Annotated in this window: 18 protein-coding genes; 14 read left to right on the top strand and 4 right to left on the bottom strand. The window is 33.7% G+C overall.

Annotation, left to right across the window (positions count from 1 at the left end):
* Positions 1–213 precede the first annotated feature (213 nt).
* From KKQ79_RS10255 to KKQ79_RS10280, 6 genes are all read left to right on the top strand, one after another.
* Complete coding sequence (locus KKQ79_RS10255) at positions 214–891, top strand: carbonic anhydrase (protein WP_213190056.1); 678 nt, start codon at positions 214–216, stop codon at positions 889–891.
* A gap of 13 nt (positions 892–904) precedes the next feature.
* Positions 905–1,198 (top strand): hypothetical protein, encoded by a 294-nt coding sequence (locus tag KKQ79_RS10260; RefSeq protein WP_213190057.1) that lies wholly within the window; start codon positions 905–907, stop codon positions 1,196–1,198.
* Between the two features lie 147 nt (positions 1,199–1,345).
* Entirely contained in the window at positions 1,346–2,935 is a 1,590-nt protein-coding gene (locus KKQ79_RS10265; protein WP_213190058.1) for a SulP family inorganic anion transporter, read from the top strand.
* 103 nt (positions 2,936–3,038) lie between these two features.
* Positions 3,039–3,674: a carbonic anhydrase gene (locus tag KKQ79_RS10270; protein WP_213190059.1), complete on the top strand. Its 636-nt coding sequence runs from the start codon at positions 3,039–3,041 to the stop codon at positions 3,672–3,674.
* A 280-nt stretch (positions 3,675–3,954) separates the two neighbouring features.
* Entirely contained in the window at positions 3,955–4,671 is a 717-nt protein-coding gene (locus KKQ79_RS10275) for a phosphatase PAP2 family protein (protein ID WP_213190060.1), read from the top strand.
* Positions 4,655–5,779 (top strand): hypothetical protein, encoded by a 1,125-nt coding sequence (locus KKQ79_RS10280; protein WP_213190061.1) that lies wholly within the window; start codon positions 4,655–4,657, stop codon positions 5,777–5,779. Before KKQ79_RS10275 ends, KKQ79_RS10280 begins: the two co-directional genes overlap by 17 nt.
* 105 nt (positions 5,780–5,884) lie before the next feature.
* Here KKQ79_RS10280 and pth read toward each other — a convergent pair whose 3' ends face one another.
* Genes pth through mfd form a run of 3 tightly spaced genes read right to left on the bottom strand, consistent with a single transcriptional unit; the run spans position 5,885 to position 10,641 of the window.
* Positions 5,885–6,448, bottom strand: coding sequence for an aminoacyl-tRNA hydrolase (gene pth / locus KKQ79_RS10285; RefSeq protein WP_213190062.1), 564 nt, complete (start codon positions 6,446–6,448; stop codon positions 5,885–5,887).
* 39 nt (positions 6,449–6,487) lie between these two features.
* Positions 6,488–7,261, bottom strand: a complete 774-nt coding sequence (locus KKQ79_RS10290) for a hypothetical protein (RefSeq protein WP_213190063.1) — start codon at positions 7,259–7,261, stop codon at positions 6,488–6,490.
* Positions 7,262–7,290: 29 nt separating this feature from the next.
* Entirely contained in the window at positions 7,291–10,641 is a 3,351-nt protein-coding gene (gene mfd / locus KKQ79_RS10295) for a transcription-repair coupling factor (RefSeq protein ID WP_213190064.1), read from the bottom strand.
* Between the two features lie 136 nt (positions 10,642–10,777).
* Here mfd and KKQ79_RS10300 point away from each other — a divergent pair, with 136 nt between their 5' ends.
* From KKQ79_RS10300 to KKQ79_RS10310, 3 genes are read left to right on the top strand one after another with little or no spacing between them, the layout of a single operon-like run.
* Positions 10,778–12,280 carry a GH3 auxin-responsive promoter family protein gene (locus KKQ79_RS10300; protein WP_213190065.1) on the top strand — a complete coding sequence of 501 codons (1,503 nt, stop codon included), beginning with the start codon at positions 10,778–10,780 and terminating at the stop codon, positions 12,278–12,280.
* Positions 12,281–12,326: 46 nt separating this feature from the next.
* A complete protein-coding gene (locus KKQ79_RS10305) occupies positions 12,327–12,566 on the top strand; it encodes a hypothetical protein (protein WP_069800101.1) in 240 nt (79 codons plus the stop codon).
* The gene (locus KKQ79_RS10310) at positions 12,550–12,849 is read left to right on the top strand and encodes a type II toxin-antitoxin system RelE/ParE family toxin (RefSeq protein ID WP_213190066.1); all 300 of its coding nucleotides are present in this window, start codon (positions 12,550–12,552) and stop codon (positions 12,847–12,849) included. Before KKQ79_RS10305 ends, KKQ79_RS10310 begins: the two co-directional genes overlap by 17 nt.
* On the opposite strand, the gene KKQ79_RS10315 is transcribed toward KKQ79_RS10310, so the two are convergent.
* Positions 12,850–13,185, bottom strand: coding sequence for a DMT family transporter (locus KKQ79_RS10315; RefSeq protein ID WP_104793176.1), 336 nt, complete (start codon positions 13,183–13,185; stop codon positions 12,850–12,852).
* A gap of 59 nt (positions 13,186–13,244) precedes the next feature.
* Between KKQ79_RS10315 and KKQ79_RS10320 the strand changes: the two genes are divergently transcribed.
* The 5 genes from KKQ79_RS10320 to nadC all read left to right on the top strand — a co-directional run bounded on the left by KKQ79_RS10320 (position 13,245) and on the right by nadC (position 19,374).
* Positions 13,245–14,480: an MFS transporter gene (locus KKQ79_RS10320; protein ID WP_213190067.1), complete on the top strand. Its 1,236-nt coding sequence runs from the start codon at positions 13,245–13,247 to the stop codon at positions 14,478–14,480.
* A 164-nt stretch (positions 14,481–14,644) separates the two neighbouring features.
* A complete protein-coding gene (gene dnaB / locus KKQ79_RS10325; protein WP_213190068.1) occupies positions 14,645–16,210 on the top strand; it encodes a replicative DNA helicase in 1,566 nt (521 codons plus the stop codon).
* A gap of 87 nt (positions 16,211–16,297) precedes the next feature.
* Complete coding sequence (rnhA, locus tag KKQ79_RS10330) at positions 16,298–16,774, top strand: ribonuclease HI (RefSeq protein WP_104793173.1); 477 nt, start codon at positions 16,298–16,300, stop codon at positions 16,772–16,774.
* 116 nt (positions 16,775–16,890) lie between these two features.
* Positions 16,891–18,465, top strand: coding sequence for an L-aspartate oxidase (nadB, locus tag KKQ79_RS10335; protein WP_213190069.1), 1,575 nt, complete (start codon positions 16,891–16,893; stop codon positions 18,463–18,465).
* Between the two features lie 36 nt (positions 18,466–18,501).
* Positions 18,502–19,374: a carboxylating nicotinate-nucleotide diphosphorylase gene (nadC, locus tag KKQ79_RS10340; RefSeq protein ID WP_069800087.1), complete on the top strand. Its 873-nt coding sequence runs from the start codon at positions 18,502–18,504 to the stop codon at positions 19,372–19,374.
* The last annotated feature ends 71 nt before the right edge of the window (positions 19,375–19,445 follow it).

Genomic DNA, 19,445 nt, shown 5'->3' on the forward strand with positions numbered 1-19,445 from the left:
TCAAAACATTAAGAATTTCCACAAGAACTCAAAAAATCATTAACTTTGCCCCGATAAATCTCCAATAGTAAACTTGGAGATTACTCAAAATTTTTTAACATTAAAAGTGTTAAAAAGTCTTAAAGTCCTTATTTTGGAATAAAAATTGATGCTATCTATCGGAATTTAGATGTATTTAGAAATTTTTTATTCTACATTTGTAAATGAAAAATTATGGGTAAAAGCTACGAAACTATTTTCGAAAATAATAGAAAATGGGTTGAAGAAAAACTAGGTCAAGATGCTGATTTTTTTAAAAAATTAGCAGAAGGTCAAAGTCCAGAATATCTTTACATAGGTTGCAGCGACAGTCGTGCAACCGCAGAAGAATTAATGGGCATGAAACCCGGCGAAGTTTTTGTGCATAGAAATATTGCCAATTTAGTGAACACCCTAGACATGAGTTCTACTGCTGTAATTCAATATGCAGTACAACATTTAAAGGTAAAACACATTATTGTGTGTGGCCATTATGGTTGCGGTGGTGTAAAAGCAGCAATGACGCCTCAAGATTTTGGATTAATGAATCCTTGGCTCAGAACCATCAGAGATGTTTACAGATTGCACCAAGAAGAACTAGATTCAATAAAAGAAGAGCAATTGCGCTATGATAGATTGATTGAACTGAATGTTCAAGAACAATGCATCAACGTTATTAAAATGGCTTCGGTTCAAGAAAGATATATTTTAGACCATTATCCTATAGTTCACGGTTGGGTTTTCGACCTAAAAACAGGGAAGTTAATTGACTTAAATATAGATTTCGAAGAAATATTGAAAAATATTCAAAAAGTTTATGACCTAACCAATTCTGATTGGGTGATGAGCAGAAAAAATAATAAAAACTTCTAAGAAAGTTTACTATATGAAGTATTTGAGCATTTTTGTTCTGGCAGTTTTCATCAATTTTACAGCTTTACCAAGTATCGCTGTGATATTTGATTGGGAAATTCCTACGCTCAATAATAATATTTCAGAAGAAGAGGTTAAGAATAATCTCGCCAATTATAACGAAAAGTTTCCCCCAAAACCTTATAATTTCAAAGATTTTATGGGAGTTTTCTTTTCAGATAATACATCTAACGCACACATCCTTAAGGACGATTCTATTCATCTAAGTCCTTTCAAATCGATATTTTCTCCGCCACCAGAAGTTTAATTTCTAAAATTTCATAGGAAAATTATGCCCTTTTTTCAAAAAAATGGGCTGTTCCTTGACGCTTTTTAACAAATTAAATTTTCAAACATTAGAATTGATTACTCACATCTAAGTAATTGATTGTAAACTCATATCGATATTCATACAATGAAAAAAACAAACACTTTATTCGGCGGAATAAAAGAAAATATTCCTTCGGGAATTGTAGTATTTCTCGTAGCATTACCACTCTGTTTAGGTATTGCATTAGCATCTGGTGCTCCACCACTTTCTGGGATTTTAGCAGGAATTGTAGGCGGACTAGTGATAGGATTTATCAGCAACTCTCCAATTTCCGTTTCTGGACCAGCTGCAGGTTTAGCAGCCATCGTTTTAGGAGCCATAACCGACTTAGGAAGCTTCGAACTATTTTTAACTGCAGGTTTAATTGCAGGTTTTATACAATTGGCACTTGGTTTTCTAAGAGCAGGAAGTATTTCTAACTATTTCCCCAATAACGTTATCGAAGGAATGTTAGCCGGAATTGGAGTCATTATTATTTTAAAACAAATTCCTCACGCTTTAGGTTACGACAAAGATTTTGAAGGAAACCTTCAGATTTTTGATGGCTTTAATCTATCTGAATATTTATCTGGATTAGCAAATGCTGTTACGCCAGGAGCGGTTTTAGTGACGATTATTTCCTTAGCTATTCTTATTACTTGGGAAAAAGTAAATTTCCTCAAAAAAATAAAACTTTTACCGGGAGCTTTAGTAGCGGTAATTGTTGGGATTTTATTCAATGAAGTTTTCAGAGGAAGCGCCCTAGAAATTTCTAATGAACATTTGGTAACACTTCCGGTTCCACAATCGGTAGAAGATTTTAAAAACTTAGTCACTTTTCCAGATTTCTCAGGATTCCTGAATCCGCAAGTTTGGATTATTGGTGCAACAATAGCAGTAGTAGCTTCCATAGAAACATTATTATGTATAGAAGCTGCAGATAGAATGGATGTACATAAAAGAATAACAGATACTAACTTAGAATTAAAAGCACAAGGTATTGGCAACTTAGTTTCTTCATTTATTGGAGGTTTACCTATGACTTCGGTGGTAGTAAGAACTTCTGCAAATGCTAATGCTGGTGCAACAAGTAAAATTTCGGCTATTGTTCATGGTTTTTTATTGTTAGTATCTGTTTTATCTATTCCATTTTTATTGAACAAAATTCCTTTGGCGACTTTAGCAGCAGTTTTATTAATGGTAGGTTATAAATTAGCAAGTCCTGCAAAACTTAGCCATTTCTGGAGCAAAGGAAAATATCAGTTCATCCCTTTTATTGCAACAATTATTGCAGTGGTAGCATTAGATTTATTAAAAGGAGTAGGAATTGGTTTAGCCATCAGTATTCTTTTCTTGCTACTTGGAAACATGAAACGCGCATATTATTTGAGCAGAGAAGATCTAGAAAGCGCTGATGAAATCACCATAGATTTGGCAGAAGAAGTTTCATTCTTAAACAAAGCAGCCATCAAAAAAACGCTTAAAAATATTAAACCCAACTCTAGAGTGATTATTAATGCTAAGAAAACTTCTTATGTCTCTGATGATATTATAGACTTAATCTCGGATTTTGCTAACGTAAGAGCCAGAGAAGAAGATATAGAAGTGGTTTTAGAAGGATTTAAAACTTCTTACAAAGAATATGAAAACGACCAACATTCACATATTACCATCTCACACAGAAGAGTAATTTAAAAAAATATCATAACTTCATACCTATTAAATTAACATTGTGTCCTTTTCGGAGCCAAATTTCAGTGTTCCGAAAAGGTTTTTAAAAAAATTAAAAGAAAAAATTATGAAAGCACATACTTCAGAAACTCAATCTACGATTACCCCAGAAAAAGCACTTCTTTTTTTACAAGAAGGAAACCAAAGATTTGTAAACAATCTTAAAGTAAACAGAAACCTATTAGAGCAAGTAAACGATACCAGAGAAGGACAATGGCCTTTTGCAACGGTACTCAGTTGTATCGACAGTAGAACTTCTGCGGAACTTATTTTCGACCAAGGTTTGGGAGATATTTTCAGCATCAGAATTGCAGGAAATTTTGCTAATCAAGATATTTTAGGCTCTATGGAATTTGCTTGTAATGTAGCAGGTTCTAAATTGGTAGTGGTTTTAGGACATACCAAATGTGGCGCTTTAAAAGGTGGATTAGATGCTCCTCAAATTGAAGGACTTGGAATGGATAATCTTAATCACCTTATCTATCATTTCGAATCTTGCATCCACGAAATCATCAAAGAAGGAGAAGAACGTTCTTCTAAAAATGATGATTTATTAGATAGATTAACGCTTTGCAATATCAAAAAAACCATCGAAGATATTCGTCACCAAAGTTCTACTTTAAGAAATTTAGAGAAAGAAGGAAAGATAAAAATTGTAGGTGCAAATTACGATGTGGAAACTGGAGTTGTAACATGGCTCTAGTTTTTGCGACTAACATATAACACAAGCGAGAATTTCTTCATATAACTTTGATTTTTAATTAACACTTTCTCGCTATAGCCCCTTAATTAGGGGCTTTTTTTGTACTTTTGATGAAATTTTCACCCTCTTGAAAAACATATCTATAATTTGGTTGCCCATTCTTTTCTATTTCTGCGGAATAGAATTGGTAGTACTTTTTACACAACCAAGCCTTTTTCTAGACCTCAATTTTTTTGGAGTTCGGGTTTTATTTTTAATTATTTTTTTAGCATTTCTCTTTTTGAAAAATAAAATTTCTTCCAAAATTTTTTACTTAACCGAAGGAATTACGATTTACGCTTTGATGACTTTTCTATACAAAGAAACTGCGATTTTAAATACTTTAATTTTCCCAAAAATTGATGGTTTTCTATCTCATTTAGACCAAAAAATATTCGGTTTTCAGCCCTCAGTAAGATTTTCTGAAACTTTTGATTCTTGGTATTTCAGCGAATTATTTTACTTCGGATATTTTTCATATTACCTATTACCATTGGCTACTTTTTTGATAATTTATCTCAAAATTCCACAGAAAATAGAAGAATTTAGCTTCATTTTAATCGCTTCATTTTTACTGTATTATTTCACTTTTATATTAATTCCAGCAGAAGGTCCTCAGTTTTATTTTCCGTTTCCAGAAAACACGATTGAAGCCAAAGGAATTTTCGGGAATATGGTCAAACTCATTCAAAAAAACGGCGAAGTTCCCACTGCTGCTTTCCCAAGTTCACACGTAGGAATTTCTTGGATTGTTATTTTTTGGCTTTATCAAAATTTTAGAAAATCAGTAAAATATTTCATTCCATTTGTTGTTTTATTGATGTTTTCTACGGTTTACATTAAGGCACATTATTTTGTAGATGTAGTTGCTGGATTTATTTCTGCGCCGATTGTATTTTTTCTTACCTTTAAGTTTTACAAATTTTTAAACCATAAATTGGATGTCCGTTTCAATTAAAGAAGTTAAGACCAGAGAAGACTTAAAAACGTTTATTTATCTTCCCGAAAAAATTCATAAAAACCATAAAAATTGGCTTCATCCTTTGTATATGGATGATGAAAAATTCTTTGACAAAGACAAAAATTCACTCTTTAAGCATAATGAAGCGACACTTTTCCTTGCATACGAAAACGGAAAAGCTGTTGGCAGAATTATGGGCGTAATTCCTACCGATTACAATAAATTTCACGGGAAAAATGATGCCAGATTTTCTTTTTTTGAATGTTTTGAAAATAAAAAAGTTTTCAATGCTTTAATTACTGCGGTGGAAACTTGGGCAAAATCTAAAAACTGCACAGAAATCATCGGACCAATGGCTTTTTCAGACAAAGAACCTCAAGGTTTTCTTACCAAAGGTTTCGAAGAAAAAGCAATGCTGGTTACCAATCACAGTTTTCCGTTTATGGTAGATTTCATCAAGGAAAATCATTACGAAAATTTTGTAGATTTAGTCCAATATGACGTTCCGATTACTACTCAAATTTTGAACAGATATAAAAATTTCAACGAAAGAGTTTCTAAAAATTTAAAGATAAAAACGGTAGAATTTACCTCAACAAAAGCGGTAAAACCTTATATAAAACCTGTTTTTGACCTCATCAACAAAACCTACACCGAAATTTACGGTTTCACCAAACTCACCGAAGACGAAATGACGGAATTTGCCGAACGTTTCTTACCGCTTCTCAACCCGAAACTCATCAAAATGATTACCGATGAAAAAGGCGAATTATTGGCTTTTGTGATTGCAATGGCAGATTTAAGCGAAGCGATAAAAAATTCACGTGGTAGAATTTTACCTTTTGGTTGGGCAAGAATTTTATGGGCAATGAAAACTTCAAAAAGGCTTCAACTTTTGTTGGGCGCGATTCATCCCAATTATCAAAACAAAGGTCTGGATGCGGTTTTAGCAACCTTGCTTTTCGGTTCTGCATTGAAATTAGGATTCAAAACGGTAGATTCTCATCTCATTATGAAAGACAACCTGAAAATGCGTGGCGAAATTGAGAAATTGGAAGGTTTTAACCTATATAAAGAGTATTGTATTTTTAGGAAGAAATTATGAAAATGTAAAGTTGTGAAGTTGTGAAGTTGTGAAGTTGCAAAATCGTAAAACTGTTAAATTAAAAAACAACTTTACGACTTTACAAATCAACGATTTTACAAAAATCTACTTCCCATTAAAAGTATTCATCGTATTATTAACTCCTGCGAAAACAAAAGACAAACTGGCTATTGTAAATAACTCTATCCTATCTTGCAACGTTTTTTGCTCTTCTTCGTTCCATTTTCCGAGAACGTAATCTACTTGTTTCCCTTCGGAAAAATCTGCAGAAATCCCGAAACGCAATCTTGCGAAATTTTGTGTTTGTAAAACTTCTTGAATATTTTTCAAACCGTTATGTCCAGCATCAGAACCTTTTTTTCTCATTCTTAAAGTGCCAAAAGGAAGTGCCAAATCATCGGTAATTACCAATACATTTTCTAACGGAATATTTTCTTTTTGCATCCAAAATCTTACTGCATTTCCCGAAAGATTCATATATGTATCTGGTTTTAGCACAAAAACTTTTCTTCCTTTGTATTTCCCTTCTGAAACCCAGCCGAAATTGGCAGATTTAAAAGGTGCTTCCAAAGTTTCTGCAATTTTCTCAGCAACTTTAAAACCAATATTATGACGCGTTTCTGCGTATTCTTCACCTTTGTTTCCTAAACCTACAATTAAGTATTTCACTTTTTCTATTTAAAATTTGATTTTGCAAAGATAAACCTATTACAAAAAATTTTGTGATATAAAACTTAAATTATGTTTTTCTTTAGGATAATAAAACATAAACAACGTAAATTTTTCGCCATCAACAATTTGCGAATTGGGCGTTACATAAATCTTAGATTTTTTAATAATTTCTAGAATCAAATCATCTTTATCACTCCCAAAATTTTGAATTGGCTCAACGTTTTTGAAGGTTCCATCTGTATCTAATGTAATTTCAAATGCTGCAAATTTATTTTTAGCATTCAATCCTTTTATAATTTCAAAATTATCTTTGCCGGTATTTTTATCAAATCCAAAATTAACATAATGGTATTTAATATTGGTTTCAATTTGTTTTTCTTTTATTAATTTTAAAAGTGATTTACTCTCTGCAAAATTTTTATGATTACTGTATATTTTATGATCACAATAATGTAAAACATAGTTTCCTTCTTTGTCCTTACTCTCAAAAATAATTAGCCTTTCTCCTACTTTTGCACCCATACTACAACTTGTCCAAGAGCCATAAATCTTATTATTAATATGAAGCGCTCCATAAACATACATTGTTTTTATGGGAGTTCCTTTATATAATTCGTTGTATTTTAAATCTATCTTAAAATATTTATCTGAGTATTTTCCTTTTAAAACAGGATAAACTCTAGTAATCGTAACATCTGCAACTAATTCAGTCGAAGAATAAGAGTCAAATTGTTTTCCCCAATTTCCACATACACAAGCAAAAACGTTAACAGAAAAAACAACGGCGAACAGTTGTACAAATTTTTTCATTATTGGAATTTTTATTAAAAATACAAAAACTATCCCAAAATATTGTTTAACAAAACATTCACCTCATCTACATTTTTCACGCAGTCTTTTCTCATCATCAATTGATTGCCTTCTTTACCAGATTTTTCTTTCAGTTGAGCTTCTTTAGGATTTTGACTTAAATAAGCGATAATATTTCTGAATTTTTCACTTTGGTAGAATTTATCTTGCGGATTATCTGGAAAATACCCGAGGAAAATTCCGTTTTTCATGACGATTTTATCAAAACCTATTTCCGCTGCGAGCCATTTCAGTTCTACAGATTTCAATAAATTAACGGCTTCTTTTGGCAAGTTTCCAAACCTATCAACCAATTCATTTTCAAATTTCTGCAATTCTTCTTTAGTAAGGATTTCTGCCAATTTTTGATATAAAGACAGTCTTTCTTCCGTAGAATTCACGTAAGAATCTGGCAACATCAACTCAAAATCAGTGTCAATATTGACTTCTTTCTGAGATTTGAATAATTTTTTACGGTCTTCTTCATTCTCAAATAAATCTTGGAAATCATCTTCGTTTTGCAATTCTTCCAATGCTTCTTGCATCAATTTTTGATAGGTTTCAAAGCCCATTTCATTGATAAAACCACTTTGTTCTGCTCCTAATAAATCTCCAGCTCCTCTGATTTCTAAATCTTTCATCGCAATTTGGAAACCACTTCCCAAATCTGAAAACTGCTCTATCGCTTCGAGACGTTTTCTAGCATCCGAAGTCATCATATCAAACGGTGGCGTAATCAGATAACAAAACGCTTTTCGATTGCTTCGTCCAACTCTACCGCGCATTTGGTGCAAATCTGCCATCCCGAATTTTTGCGCATCATTAATGAAAATCGTGTTCGCATTCGGAACGTCTACTCCAGATTCTACAATCGTGGTAGAAACCAAAACATCATATTTTCCTTCCATAAAATCCAGAATTCTGGCTTCCAATTCTTTTCCTTCCATTTGTCCGTGACCTGTAATGACTCTCGCATCAGGTACCAAACGCTGAATTAAACCTGCAATATCTTTCAGATTTTCTATTCTATTATTGATGAAATAAACCTGTCCATCTCTTTGAATTTCGTAAGAAATCGCATCTCTTAGAATTTCTTCATTAAATCCAATAATCTGTGTATCAACTGGTTGACGATTTGGCGGTGGCGTTTTAATGACCGATAAATCTCTTGCCGCCATCAAAGAAAACTGAAGCGTTCTCGGAATTGGAGTTGCCGTTAAAGTCAAGGTATCAATATTTGCTTTTAGCGTTTTGAGTTTATCTTTTACATTTACGCCGAATTTATGTTCCTCGTCAATAATCAATAATCCTAAATCTTTGAATTCTATATCTTTTCCCACCAATTGATGCGTTCCGATAACAATATCAATTTTACCATTTTTGAGTCCTTCTTTGGTTTCATTTTTTTGTTTGGCAGAACGGAAACGGTTCAAATAAGAAATACTGACAGGAAAATCTTTCAACCTTTCTTTGAAACTTCGGTAATGTTGAAACGCCAAAATCGTGGTAGGAACCAAGACTGCAACTTGCTTTCCATCAGTTGCCGCTTTGAAAGCCGCACGAATTGCCACTTCCGTTTTTCCGAAACCTACATCTCCACAAATCAAGCGATCCATTACGCCATCATTTTCCATGTCATTTTTTACATCTTGCGTTGCTTTTTCCTGATCTGGAGTATCTTCGTAAATGAAACTCGCCTCTAATTCGTTCTGCAAATAAGAATCCGGCGAAAACGAAAAACCTTTTGCTGTTTTTCTCTGAGCATATAATTTAATGAGGTCAAATGCAATTTGTTTAACTTTTGCTTTGGTTTTTTGCTTTAAAGTTTTCCAAGTTGGAGAACCGAGTTTATTGAGAACGATTTCTCTTCCATCTGGTCCGTTATATTTTGAAATTTTATGAAGTGAATGGATAGAAACGTAGAGCAAATCGTTGTTTTTATACGTCAATTTGAAACATTCTTGTGTTTTTCCGTCATTGGTAACTTTCACCAATCCCATAAATTTACCAATTCCGTGGTCAATATGCGTAATGTAATCCCCAACTTTTAGAGACATTAAATCTTTTAGGGTTAACTGCTCAGATTTGGCAAAAGAATTTTTGGCTTTATATCTTTGGTAACGGTCAAAAATCTGATGATCTGTATACACCGAAACTTTTAGTTCGTAATCTACAAAACCTTCATGAAGCTCAGATTTGAAAGATTTAAACGGTAAATCATGGTTCAATTCCTCAAAAATACTCTCTAATCTTTCCTTTTGTTTTTCTCCCGAAAAAGAAATCCAAGTTTCATAACCTTCTTCTTTTTTTTCTTTTAAATCTTCGGCGAGAAGCTCAAAATTTTTGTGGAAAGTGGGTTGTGAAGTTTGATTGAGTTGTAAAGTCGTAAAATCGTTAAGTTGTTGAGTCGTAAAATCGATGACTTTAAATTTTTCTAAATTTTGCAGGAAAACTTCATCAGAAACGAAAAGAATTTCTGGTTTTTGATGCTTAATTTCTTTACTTAACGTTTCAAATTTTTGCTCTGCTTTTTCGTAGAAATCTTTCAGATTTTTTACGGTGAGATAAGCATTTTTAGTCACAATGAAACTCTCTTTTGGCAATAAATCAAGTAGAGAAACCTTGCTTCCTGAAACCGCAAAATTCATATTAGAAACCAATTCAAACTCATTGACTTTTCCTGTGGAAAGTTGAGTTTCGATGTCAAATTCCTTAATACTTTCTACTTCATTTCCGAAAAAAGTAATTCTGAAAGGTTTTTCGTAAGCGTAAGAAAAAACATCTACAATTCCGCCACGAACCGAAAATTCTCCAGGTTCAGAAACGAAATCGGTATAATTAAAATTAAATTGATTGAGTAATTCTTCCGTAAAATCAAAATCCAGTTGGTCGCCAACTTTTATCGTGTGAGAAATCGCTTTGAAATCTTCCTTTTTCAACACTTTTTCTGAAAGCGAAGAAGCGGTGGCAACGATAATTTTTTTCTTTTTATCAAAATTCAAACGATTGAGAACTTCTGTTCTTAAAACGATGTTTGCATTTTGGGTTTTCTCAACTTGATAAGGTTCTAAATGCGTTTCAGGAAAATACAAAATGTTTTCTTCGCCTATCATTTCCTCTAATTCCGAAGTGATATAATTAGAAGATTCTTTATCGTCAATGATAAAAAGAACATCTTTTTTCTGCGTAAGAAATAACTCTGCCACCAAAATAGACGGAACAGAACCTGCAAAACCTTTCACAGAAATATGTTGGTTTTGGTCTAAATTCTCAAAAAGTTCTTTTCCAAAATTCTTTCTTAAAAACTCGGGAATAAGCGTTTGACTAATATTTTTCAGCATTGTAATATCGTAAAATTGTAATTTTTTTCATCGTTTTTCAAAAATTAATAAAACGACAAAAGCGATTTCGGGTTGCTCCGAAATCGTTTGACGGTGCAAAGATAGTTTTTTCAAAACTTATTTTTAACTTTGGCAAATGATAAATTTCTTAAAGAAAAGCATCGCCAAAATTTGGGCGAAAAACCATGTTGCCAAAACAAAAGACTTCAAAAATAACGCCGAAGTTCTTCAGGAAAAATTGTTATTAGACTTGGTCAAAAAATCCGAAAAAACACTTTTCGGACTTCAGCATAACTTTTCGGAAATTAAATCTGTGGAAGATTTTCAAAAAAATGTGAAAATCTCTGACTACGAAGACCTAAAACCTTTTATAGAAAAAGTAAAACACGGCGACAAAAATATTCTTTGGCCAGAAAAACCAGAATATTTCGCCAAAACTTCTGGAACCACTTCTGGAACGAAATATATTCCTTTAACTAAAGAAGGAATGGACTATCAGGTAAAAGCAGCGCAATCTGCGCTTTTCCATTATATTGCTCAAAAAAATAATGCTGATTTTGTAAACGGAAAAATGATTTTCTTGCAAGGTTCACCAGAACTGGAAGACATTAACGACATAAAAACAGGCAGACTTTCGGGAATTGTAGCGCATCACATCCCAAAATATTTGCAAAAAAACAGATTGCCGAGCTACGAAACCAATTGCATAGAAGATTGGGAAACTAAAGTGGACAAAATTGTAGAAGAAACCGAAAAAGAGAACATGACTTTGATTTCGGGAATTCCGCCTTGGTTAATTATGTATTTTGAAAAGCTCATCGAAAGAAATGGCAAAAAAATAAAACAATTATTTCCGAATCTTCAACTCATTGTAACAGGCGGTGTAAACTACGAACCTTATCGTGAAAAAATGGAAGAACTTCTCGGCGGAAAAGTAGATATTATTCAAACATTTCCTGCAAGTGAAGGCTTTTTTGCTTTTCAAGATGATTATGAAAAAGAAGGACTTTTACTACAATCGAATCACGGAATTTTCTACGAATTTATTCCGCTGGAATTATATGGTAAACCAGACGCTCCAAGATTGACTTTGAAAGATGTGGAACTCAATAAAGATTATGCGTTGATTTTGACAACAAATTCTGGACTTTGGGCGTATTCTATTGGTGATGTAGTGCGATTTATTTCTAAAAATCCGCACCGAATTTTAGTTTCCGGAAGAACCAAACATTTCACCTCAGCTTTTGGGGAACACGTAATTGCATTTGAAGTGGAAGAAGCGATGAAAGCAACTGTAGAAAAATTCCCAGCACAGATTACGGAGTTTCATCTAGCGCCACAAGTAAATCCCGAAAATGGAGAATTGCCATACCATGAATGGTTTATAGAATTTGAAAAAGAGCCAGAAAATTTGGAAGATTTTCGTCAAAATCTAGATTTGGAAATGCGCAAAAGAAACACGTATTATGATGATTTAATTGCTGGAAATATTTTGCAAGTTTTGAAAATTACCAAATTGCAGAAAAACGCCTTCCAAGAATATGCAAAATCTGAAGGAAAACTGGGCGGACAAAACAAAATTCCACGTTTGGCGAATGATAGAAAAATTGGTGAGTTTTTAAAGAATTTTAAAATCTAGATTTTGGATGAAATAATTTCTTATCTTTGATTAATATTTTGTGAATATGAATTTAGATTTTAACATAGAAAGCAAAAAATTGGCACTTATTCAATGGTTAACTTCATTGAACGATGTTTCTATGATTGATAAAATTCTAGAACTCAAAAATAAAGAAAGTAAAGATTGGTGGGACGAAACTTCTGATGAAGAAAAAGAATCTATTGAAAAAGGATTAGAAGATGCCAATTCTGGAAAATTAAAACCACATTCTGAAATAAGAAAAAAATATGAAAAGTGGTTATAAAATTTTTTGGACAGAACACGCAGCCTCTGAATTAGAAAAAACCATTCAATATTTACAAACAGAATTTTCTGATAAAGAAATTTCAAAACTTTTAATAAAATTAGAAGAAACTTTAGAGCTAATTTCTATCAATCCTAAAATATTTCCCATTTCTGACAAAAAAGGAATTCACAAAGCAATCTTGCTTAAATACAATTCAATCTATTACCGAGAATTAAACAATACTGTAGAAATTTTATCCTTCTTTTCTAACAGACAAAATCCTAAAAAAAGAAAAATCTAACTACTCACTCACAAACTTCAATCCTACAATTGAAATAATTAAAGTTGACACGAAAAAGATGCGCCAGAAAGTAGCAGGTTCGTTAAAGAAAAAGATTCCCATCAAAACGCTTCCTACCGCTCCAATTCCTGTCCAAACTGCGTAAGCTGTTCCGATTGGCAAACCATTTTCGCCAGCAATAGCTTTGTACATGAGAAACATAGAAAGAAAAAGGCAAACTGCAAAACCAGACCACCAATAAAGGTTTTCTTTACCTGTGGTTTCTTGTGCTTTTCCTAAACAAAACGCAAATGCCGTTTCGAATAATCCTGCGATGATGAGTATTAACCAATTCATAGCACAAATATAGACTTTAACTATTAAAAAAATATTTCTAATTCCTTTATATTTGCTCAATGATTTCTCTTGAGCCCATTAAAACTCTAAAAAATAAAGAGTTCCGAAACCTACTTACCGGAAGATTTTTTCTAATTCTAGCGTTTAGAATGCTCGCCACGTTATTAGGATGGTGGGTTTATCAGCTCACCAAAGATCCTTTTTCGATAGGTTTGATAGGACTTTCGGAAGTTATTCCTGCGGTTTCTACAGCTTTGTACGCTGGTCATGTTATCGACATGAACGAGAAAAAAAGAATGCTTCTCTTGTGCACTTCGGGATATTTTGTGCTGATTGCGTTGTTATTAATTCCTGCATTTTACGCATCTAATCTTCATTTTACAGGTCACGAAATCACTTATTACATCTACGGAATTATATTTCTTACAGGAATTTGTAGAGCTTTCATCGGCCCGATTGTTCCGGTAATGATTCCCAAAATTGTAGGACAAGAAAAATTAGCAAACGCCATTACCTTAAACCAAGCGACTTTTCTTACCGCATCTGTTTCAGGACACGCAATTGGAGGATTTCTCATCGCTTTAATTACTATAAAATGGACTTTAGTCATCATTTTATTTTTAATTTTATTGGCATCCTTATTTTTCTTTCAAATCAAAAAACAACAGTCAGAATACCACAAAAATGAGTTGCAAGTTTGGGCTTCTATGAAAGAAGGAATCACTTACATTTATAGAACGAAAGAAATTCTAGGAGCATTATGCTTAGATATGTTTGCCGTTCTTTTTGGCGGTGCAGTTGCCATGATTCCTGTTTTCGCAAGTGATATTTTAAAAGTTGGAGCTGATGGTTTTGGAATTCTCAACGCTGCATCAGATATTGGCTCGATGATGATTATTGTAACGCTTTCTTTCATTCCGTTAAGAAAAAATCAGGGCAAAATTTTAATTGGTGTAGTAGCTGGATTTGGTTTGTGCATCATTGGTTTCGGCTTGTCAAAACTCTATTGGTTGTCTTTCTTATTCCTTATGTTAAGCGGAATTTTTGACGGAATTTCAGTCGTGATAAGAGGAACCATCGTACAGTTGAAAACTCCAGATCACATTAGAGGAAGAGTCATGAGTGCAAATTCTATCTTCATTATGTCTAGCAACGAAATGGGACAATTTGAAAGCGGTGTTGCTGCGAAACTTTTAGGCGTGGTAAAATCAGTCGTTTTTGGCGGAACCATGACCGTTCTTATTGCACTTTTTGTAGGGAAATTTGTTCCAAAATTGAGAAAAATGGAATATTAAAAAAGCCTAGAATTATTTTCAAAAAAGTTTAAATATCAATAAGTCAAAAACTTATCAACATTCGGAATTTCGCCTCATCTTCCATTAACAAAGCATTTGCAGATTATTATCCGCAAAAAGAAGATTTAACCTCAAAAAAATTTTAAAAATTCTATCTTTGTGCAATGGCACAGAAGGAAACATTATCAAGTTTAACACATGGTAATTTCGCGAAGGAACTTTCTATTTCAGCAGGCAAAATGCCGCCTAATGCAGTTGAATTCGAGAAATTGGTTATTGGAACTTTTTTGATTGACAAAAAAGGATTAGATTATTCTATAGATTTATTAACTCCCGAGGTTTTTTACGACCCGAGACATCAAGTTATTTTTTCTGCAATCTTAAAATTGTACGAAAAAAACGAGCCTGTAGATTTAATGACCGTAATCCAAGAGCTCAAAAAAGAAGAAAAACTAGGTTTTGCCGGAGGTGACCATTACATTATCGACCTTACTATGGGCGTTTCTTCGAGCGCTCACATAGAATATCATGTTCGTGTAATTCTAGAAAAATTCATTCTCAGAAGCTTGATTAATGTTTCTGCGAATGTAATTGACAGTTCTTACAAAGAATCTACAGACGTTTTTGAATTGCTAGACAAAGCCGAACAATCTTTTTTTGAAATTACCAATGGAACCATCAAAAAAGGTTTTGACACCGCCAATTCCTTGGTAAAAGAAGCCATTGATAAAATTAAGTCTTTAAAAGACAAAGAAGGACTTTCTGGTATTCCATCAGGATTTAGAGATGTAGACAAAGAAACAGGAGGATGGCAAAGTTCTGACTTAATCATCATCGCGGCACGTCCTGCAATGGGAAAAACCGCATTTCTACTTTCTATGGCGAGAAACATCACTGTAGAACACAATATTCCGATGGCGCTATTCTCTCTGGAGATGGCATCTGTACAGCTCATTACAAGGATGATTGCCTCTGAAACGGGAATTTCTTCTGAAAAATTAAGAAAAGGACAAATGTCTGAAGAAGAATGGCAAAGACTATTCTCAAACGTAGCCGCTCTCGAAAACGCACCGCTTTATATAGACGAAACACCTGCTCTTTCAGTATTTGATTTCCGTGCAAAATGCAGAAGATTGGTAATGCAACATGGCGTAAGAATCATCATGGTGGATTATTTACAGTTGATGACCGCAAATTCCGGAGGAAAAGGCGGCGGAAACAGAGAGCAAGAAATTGCAACCATTTCTCGTTCATTAAAGGCGATTGCAAAAGAATTAAACGTTCCTGTTATTGCACTTTCTCAGTTATCCAGAACCGTAGAAACCCGTCCAAATAAGAGACCTCAACTTTCGGATTTGAGAGAATCTGGAGCAATTGAGCAAGATGCAGATATCGTTTCTTTCATCTACAGACCAGAATATTATAAAATTGACACTTGGGAAGACGAAACTCCTTCTGCGAACCAAGCAGAACTTATCATTGCGAAGCACAGAAACGGTTCTATTGCAGATGTAAGATTAAGTTTCCACGGAAGCTTAGCCAAATTCTCAGATTTAGACGTTTTCGGAAGCTATCATTCTTCTGGTTTTGCGCAACAGGATGAACCAAGCGGTTTTGATAAATTGCGTGTTTCCATAGATCCAGGTGCAGCATTTGGCTTACCAGATAACGGAAATATTTCTGGTTCTGCCATGAATGACGATGACGATGATGCTGAAATGCCGTTCTAAAAAATGTAAAATCGAAGATTCGTAAAATTGTAAAAGTATATTTTTGCTCACGATTTTACGAATTTTCAGTTTCACGAATTTACTTACATGAAAATCGAAATTTACACAGACGGCGCTTGTAGTGGCAATCCTGGAAAAGGTGGCTATGGAATTCTCATGCGTGTTCCTGAAAAAAAATACCAAAAAACGTTTTCCGAAGGTTTCCGTTTGACCACCAATAACAGAATGGAACTTTTGGCGGTGATTGAAGCACTTGAAAAGTTAAAAAATCCCGAAGAAAACGTTCATGTTTTCACTGATTCTAAATATGTAGCCGATGCCATTAACCAAAATTGGATTTTTGGATGGATAAAAAAAGGCTTTAAAAATGTAAAAAATCCTGATTTGTGGCAAAGATTTATTCCGCTTTTTAGGAAACATAAAATAGAATTTCATTGGATAAAAGGTCATGCTGGTCATCCTGAAAATGAAATCTGCGATCAACTCGCTGTAAAAGCTTCTCAATCATCAAATTTAAAAATTGACACCTTCTTTGAAAATCAAAAAGAGGGCGGATTGTTTTAAATCGGAATAAAGATTATAGTTAATTTCTCTAGTAGAATTATGCCTATTCTTTTCAAAATCCTTACTTTTGAAATGTAGTTTTACAGACTTTTTAATTTCAAATCTCAATTTTTAAAATGATAAAAACAGATGTATTGGTAATTGGCTCAGGAATTTCGGGACTTTCTTACGCCATTAAAATTTCTGAAAAATTACCAGATGCTAAAATCACCATCGTCACCAAAGCGGAAGAAGACGAAACCAACACCAAATATGCTCAAGGTGGTTTAGCAGTAGTAATGGATTTAGACACAGATAATTTCCAGAAACATATAGATGACACGATGCGCGCTGGAGATTACGAAAACAATAGAGAAGTGGTAGAAATGGTTATCAAAGAAGGACCAGACCGTTTCAAAGAAATTGTAGAATGGGGCGTAAATTTTGACAAAAAAGAAGATGGCGAGTTTAAACTCGGAAGAGAAGGCGGTCACACCGAATTTAGAATTGTTCACCATAAAGATATTACTGGAGCGGAAATAGAACGTGCGCTTTTAGAATATTGCAACAAATCTCCGAATATAGAAATTCTTGATTATCATTACGTTATTGATTTAATCACACAGCACCACATTCCGAATAAAACTTTTGACAAAGATAATTTGAACTGTTATGGAGCTTATGTTCTAGACCAAAAAAATAAGAAAAATAAGAAAATTACCGCAAAAGTAACCATGGTAGCAACTGGAGGAGCTGGTCACGTTTATAAAAACACCACGAATCCAAAAATTGCAACTGGAGACGGAATTGCTTTTGTTCACAGAGCTCGCGGTAAAGTTTCTAACATGCAATACATTCAGTTTCACCCTACCGCAATGTATTCTAAACATGACGGAATGCTCTTCCTAATTTCGGAAGCAGTTCGTGGTGACGGCGCAAAACTCAGAACCAAAAATGGCGAAAAATTCATGCATAAATATGATGAGCGAGAAGAATTAGCTTCGCGAGATATTGTAGCAAGAGCCATTGACAACGAAATGAAAATTTCTGGTGATGAATATGTAGGCCTCGATTGTAGAGAAATGGATAAAGAAAAATTTATAGAACATTTCCCTAATATTTATCAAAAATGCATGGATGAAGGAATTGACCCATTTAAACAATTGATTCCTGTGGTTCCTGCAAGTCATTATTTAATGGGCGGAATCGTGGTAGATAAAGACGGACAATCTTCTATCAAAAATCTTTTTGCAGTAGGAGAATGTACCAACTCTGGATTGCACGGTGCGAATCGTCTCGCTTCTAATTCACTTTTGGAAGGTTTGGTTTATGGTCATAATGCTGCGATGAAATCTGTAGAATTGCTTCACAAAGACGAATTTAATTACTTCGACCTCGAAAACGTGCCAGAATGGAATGAAGAAGGCATGAAAGTAATGGAAGAAAAAGTGCTCATCACTTATCTCAGAAAACAACTTCAAGAAATGATGAGTGATTTGGTAAGCATCGTAAGAAGCAACGAAAGATTACAACTGGCTCAAAAAAAACAAAGAGAAATCTACGAAGCGGTTACAGAATTGTATAATTATTCAGTAATTTCGCCAGAATTATCAGAATTAAGAAATCTGGTGAATGTTTCTTACCTTATTATTAAGCATTCTTTGGCAATGAAAGAAAACAAAGGTGCTTTTTATAATAAAGATTTTGCTTAAAGATTCATCACGGATAAAAACTTGAAATTTACATCTATGAAACGTCCACATTACGTAACCGATAAAGCCTTAAAACAATTTATAAAATCTGCTTTAGAAGAAGATATTCAAAGCGGTGACCACTCTACTCTTTCAACTATTCCTAAAGAATTGGTACAAAGTGCTAAACTTTTGGTAAAAGAAGACTGTATTTTGGCTGGTGTAGAATTAGCAGAAATTATTTTTAAAACTTTTGACAAAGATTTAAAAGTAGAGGTTTTTATTAAAGATGGAGAAAATGCTAAAGTTGGCGACATTGCTTTCATCGTTACTGGAAGTGCGCGTTCTATCCTTTCTACCGAAAGATTAGTGCTGAATTGTATGCAAAGAATGAGCGGAATTGCTACTTTAACTCATGAATGGGACTCTAGACTTTTAGGAACCAAAACCAAATTGCTTGATACGAGAAAAACTACTCCAAATTTCAGAATTTGCGAAAAATGGGCAGTTGCAATAGGTGGTGGAACCAATCACAGATATGGATTGTATGACATGATCATGCTGAAAGACAATCATATAGATTACAACGGAAGCATTACCAATGCAGTGAAAATGACGCAAGACTACCTCAAAAAAAATAAATTAAAACTAAAGGTAGAAGTAGAAACCCGAAATCTAGCCGAAGTAGAAGAAGCTGCAAAACTTGCAGGAAAAGGAATTGATAGAATTATGCTAGATAATATGGATGTAAAAACCATGACAGAAGCGGTAAAAATAATTGCAGGAAAGTGTGAGACCGAAGCTTCTGGAGGAATTTCTAGAGACCAACTAAACGAAATCGCCAGAACAGGTGTCACTTATATTTCGGCAGGAGCACTTACCCATTCCGCAGAAAATATAGATTTAAGTTTAAAAGCCATAAAAAATTAAAAATAATAAAAACACGCTAATAGCGTGTTTTTTTGTATCAAATTGAAAATCAAAAGTTTCATTGTGGATAA

Origin of the sequence: Cloacibacterium caeni, from assembly GCF_907163125.1 — a bacterium.
GTDB classification, from domain to species: Bacteria; Bacteroidota; Bacteroidia; order Flavobacteriales; family Weeksellaceae; genus Cloacibacterium; species Cloacibacterium caeni_B.